This window comes from Gelidibacter sp. (assembly GCF_053579655.1).
The window spans coordinates 1-6,164 of the sequence record NZ_JBMDWE010000071.1 but is presented as its reverse complement, the minus strand read 5'-3'; the positions used below and the strand labels follow the sequence as shown (position 1 = coordinate 6,164).

The window sequence follows — 6,164 nt, the reverse complement described above, 5'->3', positions numbered from 1 at the left end:
TTCAAATTATGCTTACGACAAATCAGAGCTCTTTCTGTGTAACATAGACCATTATAAATAAAAGAGGGCATTTTTAAAGCCCTCTCCTAGTTAAAATTTAATACTGATTAAGGATTTCTCTTCAATGGTAATGGACATGCAGTACCGTTTAACTGTTTGGCAACAACCCCAGGGCTATAGAAACAGGTTTGAGATCCAGATGTTGAACATGGAACCGTCACTTGATGACATGGGTCTTTGTCGGACTGATAGATATATCCCATTATGGCGGCATTGTCATCTACTTGTGATGCTTCAACAGTAGTAAAGGCGCTGGCGGTAATGGCAAAAACAATGGCCATAACCGGAAGTAAAAACTTGGATTTTAAAATTTTCATGATAAATAACATTTAATTAATAATTTGATCTACTCTATTCAACAGGTTTTCGATCTCATCCCTGCTACCGGCCAGTAGTATTATTTATATTCATGCTTTTGGTATTTACTTTTTGAGGATATTGATAAATTTGATACTTGCTAAAGTATTTTTTTGTAAGCTCATATACAGATAGCTCATCATCGATCAAGGCCATCAAATAATTGTCATAAACAAAAAACTCTTTCATGGCCTTGTTACCAATATTATATAGGTAAAAGCTAAACTCATAAGAGCCCTTCTTCCAGTCATAGACATCAATGATGGAGGCTTCTTTTAGCATGCTCTCCGGTTCGTATTTCCCAAGCCTGTTGGAGTTGATAAACAATAGATCATTACAAATGGATGCCATTCTGTTAACAACAAGAGGGGGAGCTTTCATTTCGGTTTTACGTTTGATATTTATTTCCGATAATTTTATTTGTGCTTTTTGAACCGTATCTATAGTATTTTGTCTTTTAATTAGTTTTAAATTAGAATCCATCAACATGAATTGATTACGATAAAAATAGATATACCCAAGCTTTTGATTGTTCGTGGACACTGCCATAATCCCGTCAACATCGAATAAGCCATCGATCTGTTTTTCCAGAACATCAGTGTTTAGAACAATCTTAAAGTCATCAAGTTTTTCAATATAACCCAGTGTTCTCATGTGGGTTTGGGTACTTATCGTGTTTATATATAGTTTATTGGAGTCAATAGGTATTGCCTTATCAAAATAGGCCTTGTCTTTCATCCAAAGATTAGCTTTCCAATCACCAATCCTTCCTCTGAAAATAAATGGTATAGCACCATCCATTACAAAAAAATAAGGCGGATGAAATTTGATATTTAAGGAACGAAAGGGGAGGTCTGTTTCATCAAGCTGGACTCTTATATGTGTGGTGTCCTGTGTTTTTATGTTTACTTCTAAAAGATGTAACGGAGCGGTGGTGTTTCCTAGATATAATTTTCCATTTTCATATCCCGCTATATAATAGGAATTGAATTTAATTGACAAATTATATTTGTTTAGAACCGGATACTGAGGATATCGTCTAACGAATGAGTTGTTGCGATGCACTTCGTTTTCCGATAAGATGAACGCAATCACAACGAAAGCTGCACTCAATATGCCAGCAACCAACAATTTAAAATAAGCCTTCCTTCTCATGATATTAGATTTTTGGATTTCTTTTCCAAGTAAAATATACTACCTGCTGCAATAGCAATAAAAACCACGTTAAAAACAATATGTTCAGTCCATCCCAAATCTTCTAATACCCCGCCACACGAGCATGGGATAAAATCACTGAAATTCAAAATCAAAATGATATATGTGGTAAACATGATCATTAATGAGTAACTGGCATAAAAGGCGCACAGCATAAATTTAGGAACAATGAACAATCCGGCGATCACTAATTCCAATAATGGAACACCCCAAGCGACCCAATCAGCATAAGCGGTAATAATTGGAGATTGACCTAACTGAGTCCTGAATTCAGGAAAGTCCATGAGCTTACTCACCGCCGCATACACAAATAACACAATGAACAGTAAACTTACAATTAAGGGTGTTTTTTCTATAAAGTATTTGGAAACTCTCATATCATTTGTATTGAGATGATAAAGTTCAGCACTTAAATTATACAAAAACGTGAAAGTATTTGCCTAATCGGGATTAATTTCCAGAGATCCTATAATTTACCCCTGGAGATGGTATCCTTTCTCAAATCCTTTGGAGAATATCCAAACCTTTCCTTAAATAATCTTGAAAAATGAGATTGGCTCTTAAACCCTGATTTGTGCGCGATAATTTTAAAGGGGAGATCCGTATACTGTATCATTACCTGTGCGTTTCGAAGTCGCTCTTGAATGATGAATTTATGGATTGTGGTCCCATAGAGCTCTTTGAACCCATACTTCAACTTGAACTCATTCGTTCCCAACTGAAGAGCGAAATCCTTCTGTGATGGAAAAACGTTTTGGGGATTGTCGAAGATGATATTATGTGCAGCCCTAATCTTTTGGATATCTCCATAGGTCAACACCATTTTATTTTTTTTTGATAGTAAATTTGTATCGTTTAACACGCGTTGGTATTTTCCATTAATGACCTTTTTCTTTAATTTCGATTTCAACTTTTTCTGGTAATTAGAATGTTGAACCACGGTAATCAATATTTTTTTGATTTCATTTGTCCTATCATTAAAGGTGGTAAAGTGCACAACTTTAGGAACCTCAAGACTATTTTTTTGTTTAAAGACCAAATGCACAGAACCTTCAAGCTTTGGTTTCTTGGTTTTGCTTATACATTTATTTTTCCAAAGGGTCTTAGAATCATCTGTCAGAAAGTCTTCGAATAACTTCCCAATGATATCGGCCAATGGCAGAGAGAGCATCTTGCCTGCTTGACCGTTGGCCATTTCAACCACTCCATTCTCATCCAATATGAAACTCATCTTTACAATATCGATGACTGACGTATTGGTATTAGCAAAGCCCTGATGGACCATGTTTGCCTCAAGCTCTTCAGCTAACATATTCAAACCCACAACAATTGATTCAAGGTCATCATCCTTTGAAGAACGCTCAATTTGATAATGAAAATTGCCTGAGGCCATTTCCAAAATCATATTATGAATATTTACTACGCGTTGTTTGTTATATTCTCCCATAATTAACTGTTTATTTACTAGATATTTAAATCCAATTATCACTTATATTTTTTTAAAAACATTAATGCTTCACTTATCATTGTAAAGACCATTGTAGGTATTGGTGGCTTACTGCTGCGTAAATAAAATTTTGAAAACATATCTGAAACAGGCGCCTCCACAATAAATGCCACAGCGTTAATAAACGATGAGCCTTCTATAGACAAATAGATACGTGCTGTCCTATTGATCCCATTTACTCTACGAATATCACATAGTACAGGAATGCTTTGCCCTTCCTGTAGCGCGAATCTATCCTCAACAATGCTGATCGCCGCCGACAAATCCAAATTGACATTTTTATATTCAACATGAAGGATACCATCCTTTATCGTATAGGTCGCATATTCATTTTCCATAAACATGATCTCAATTATTAGAAAACTGGTTTTTCACTCTAAAGTTAAAAAAATTAAATTAGGCACTTTTGTCTAAAACGGATCAGGAATTGACTTATCGGGATTAATCTTAGTCTAAAACGGAGTAAAATTTGACTAAAACGGATTATGGTGCTCTTCCAACCTCCAATATCCCCCAAAAGACCTTAAATTCTATGTCTAATAAAATCAATAACATGGCAAAAATCAAACACAACAATTTTTTGGACACTGTAAACGATGTCTTTACAGATGCCATTGACGAGGGCATATTACATTTATATGCAGAAGGTGAAAGTTTTTCTGGAAGAACAATAGGTTTAAAAAACAGAGAACTATTCCATTTTGGCACAACGGGCTATCTCGGCCTGGAACAAGATCCCAGATTAAAGGAAGCAGCCATAAAAGCTATTCGTAAATACGGCACACAATTCCCATTATCCAAATCTTACATTTCCAATCCTCTTTATAAGGAATTAGAGGAAAAAGTCACCGAGATGTATCAAAATCCCGTGGTCATTACAAAAAATAGCACTCTGGGTCATATGGGTGTTATTCCAAGCGCAGTGAGAGACCAGGATGCCATTATTTTAGATCATCAGGTACATTGGAGCGTGCAGAGTGCGGCAAAAGTATTAAAAACAAGAAGCGTCCCGATTGAGATGATTCGGCATAATGATCTGAACATGCTAGAGGATAAAATCAAAGCGCTTTCAAATGGCAGAAAAAGAATCTGGTATATGGCCGACGGTATCTATTCCATGTTCGGGGATTATGCTCCAATAAAGGAATTAAAAACATTGAGCCTAAAATACCCCCAACTGCATTTATATTTCGATGATGTTCACGGCATGAGTTGGATTGGAAAGAATGGCACTGGCTATGTGCTGAGCGAACTTGACGAACTTTCTGAAAACATGCTGCTTTTTGGAACCTTGAGCAAAACATTTGGAGCCAGTGGATCAGTGCTGGTCTGTTCCAATAAAAAAATGTACCATGAAATAAAAACATTTGGAGGACCGCTTACATTTTCCGCACAACTGGAGCCGGCTTCTGTGGCGGCTGCAACTGCATCAGCGAATATACATTTGAGTACAGAAATTTACCAGCTTCAAAATGAATTAAAAGAGAAGATTCAATATTTTAATGAATTAGTCGCAAGAACAGATCTGCCGCTAATCGATAAAAACAATTCCCCTGTATTTTTTATCGGTACAGGGATGCCAAAAACGGGATATAATTTTGTAAACCGTATGATGAAGGAAGGTTTTTATGTGAACCTTGGGCTTTTCCCTGCAGTTCCGGTAAAGAATACTGGCGTAAGAATTACAATTTCCAGACATAATCAAATACAGGAAATAAAAGCACTGGTTGAGGCCATGGAATACCATTTGCCAAAGGCTATTGAAGATACACATACAAGTTTGCACCGCGTCTGTGAGGCCTTTAAACTTGAGACCAAACAGAAATCTGACGAAACATCCCATGATAAGCTCAACCTACAATTAGAATCTTCCATTTCAAAAATTGACAAAAACACGTGGAATGCGCTCGTTGGCAAAAATGGCATTCAAGACTGGGACGGACTTCGGTTTCTCGAAAAAACTTTTACAGATCATCAGCTCGTGGAGCATAATTGGGATTTTTGGTATCTGATTATTTATGACCAACAGGAAGTCCCTATTCTTGCCACAGTAATATCTTCTTCACTATGGAAAGATGATATGCTTGCCAATGTTACTGCTTCAAAAACCATAGAAACCCAACGATTATCAGAGCCGTATTATATGACCTCCAAAGTACTCAGCTTGGGCAGTCTGTTTACAGAAGGAGATCATTTATATATCGATGACAACCATCCCTTAAAAATCGATGCGCTGAATAAGCTGATGGAAACCTTGGAGACTTTAGAACAACGTTCAAGTTCCAAAATGGTCTCACTTCGGGATTTTAGTCTAGATGATGGGCTTCATAGTTATTTTCAAGGCCATGGATTTATTAGGATCAAGATGCCAAGCTCCTGCAAAGTGACCTTATTGAACCAGGACACCATTGAGAGCTATATAACCAGGCTTTCATCACGAAGCAGAAAACACTTGAGAAAAGACATCTTGACCAACGAGCCCTTATTAAAAACTTCCGTTCTAAAGGAACTTGATGAGACCCAATTGAAACACGTAAAAGAACTATATGATAACGTACGAAGAAATAATTTGGGGCTGAATACATTCTCCTACCCTTCCGCTTTATTTGAAAACATGTCCAAAGATCCTAACTGGGAATTTATAACTATTGAAAGCAAGGAAGATCCCAGCAACTTTATCGGGGTCATGTTTTGCTTTAAAAATAATGGTAGCCTCACTTACGTACCTTCATTGGTCGGAATTGATTATGACCATCTCGATAAGTACCAGACCTATCGCCAACTGTTATATCAAACGATCAAAAGAGCGATAGATCTAAATTTCAGACATATTGACTTTGGTTTGACCGCTTCCTTTGAAAAAAAGAAACTTGGCGCTATTGTGGAAGAAAAACATGCCTACATCCAGACATCGGACAATTACACCCTAGAACTTATGGGTTTATTGGAATCTAAATAAGCAAGGACATCAGTTTGTAAGGCATGAAATACCAAGAATTAATATCGGAATACCAGATGCACTTAG

At 36.7% G+C, this 6,164-nt stretch carries 6 protein-coding genes; 1 reads left to right on the top strand and 5 read right to left on the bottom strand.

Translation table 11 applies throughout. The annotated features are described in order from the left end of the window. Window positions 1–107 precede the first annotated feature (107 nt). The 5 genes from ACOH2D_RS18200 to ACOH2D_RS18180 form a co-directional block, all read right to left on the bottom strand. Complete coding sequence (locus ACOH2D_RS18200) at window positions 108–389, bottom strand: DUF6520 family protein (protein WP_449536163.1); 282 nt, start codon at window positions 387–389, stop codon at window positions 108–110. Window positions 390–441: 52 nt separating this feature from the next. Then, entirely contained in the window at window positions 442–1,572 is a 1,131-nt protein-coding gene (locus tag ACOH2D_RS18195; protein ID WP_449536162.1) for a hypothetical protein, read from the bottom strand. Next, window positions 1,569–2,009 carry a MauE/DoxX family redox-associated membrane protein gene (locus ACOH2D_RS18190; RefSeq protein WP_449536161.1) on the bottom strand — a complete coding sequence of 147 codons (441 nt, stop codon included), beginning with the start codon at window positions 2,007–2,009 and terminating at the stop codon, window positions 1,569–1,571. The genes ACOH2D_RS18195 and ACOH2D_RS18190 overlap by 4 nt, the downstream gene beginning before the upstream one ends. A gap of 89 nt (window positions 2,010–2,098) precedes the next feature. Beyond that, window positions 2,099–3,079: a helix-turn-helix transcriptional regulator gene (locus ACOH2D_RS18185; protein ID WP_449536160.1), complete on the bottom strand. Its 981-nt coding sequence runs from the start codon at window positions 3,077–3,079 to the stop codon at window positions 2,099–2,101. 38 nt (window positions 3,080–3,117) lie between these two features. Beyond that, window positions 3,118–3,477 carry a DUF7793 family protein gene (locus ACOH2D_RS18180; RefSeq protein ID WP_449536159.1) on the bottom strand — a complete coding sequence of 120 codons (360 nt, stop codon included), beginning with the start codon at window positions 3,475–3,477 and terminating at the stop codon, window positions 3,118–3,120. A gap of 215 nt (window positions 3,478–3,692) precedes the next feature. Here ACOH2D_RS18180 and ACOH2D_RS18175 point away from each other — a divergent pair, with 215 nt between their 5' ends. Continuing rightward, on the top strand, window positions 3,693–6,098 hold the full coding sequence (locus ACOH2D_RS18175) for an aminotransferase class I/II-fold pyridoxal phosphate-dependent enzyme (RefSeq protein ID WP_449536158.1): 2,406 nt from the start codon (window positions 3,693–3,695) through the stop codon (window positions 6,096–6,098). The last annotated feature ends 66 nt before the right edge of the window (window positions 6,099–6,164 follow it).

Bases quoted from the DNA above. Each gene is read 5' to 3' on its own strand.
- ACOH2D_RS18195 (WP_449536162.1), bottom strand. From the start codon at position 1,572: ATGAGAAGGAAGGCTTATTTTAAATTGTTGGTTGCTGGCATATTGAGT.
- ACOH2D_RS18175 (WP_449536158.1), top strand. From the start codon at position 3,693: ATGGCAAAAATCAAACACAACAATTTTTTGGACACTGTAAACGATGTC.
- ACOH2D_RS18180 (WP_449536159.1), bottom strand. From the start codon at position 3,477: ATGGAAAATGAATATGCGACCTATACGATAAAGGATGGTATCCTTCAT.
- ACOH2D_RS18200 (WP_449536163.1), bottom strand. From the start codon at position 389: ATGTTATTTATCATGAAAATTTTAAAATCCAAGTTTTTACTTCCGGTT.
- ACOH2D_RS18185 (WP_449536160.1), bottom strand. From the start codon at position 3,079: ATGGGAGAATATAACAAACAACGCGTAGTAAATATTCATAATATGATT.
- ACOH2D_RS18190 (WP_449536161.1), bottom strand. From the start codon at position 2,009: ATGAGAGTTTCCAAATACTTTATAGAAAAAACACCCTTAATTGTAAGT.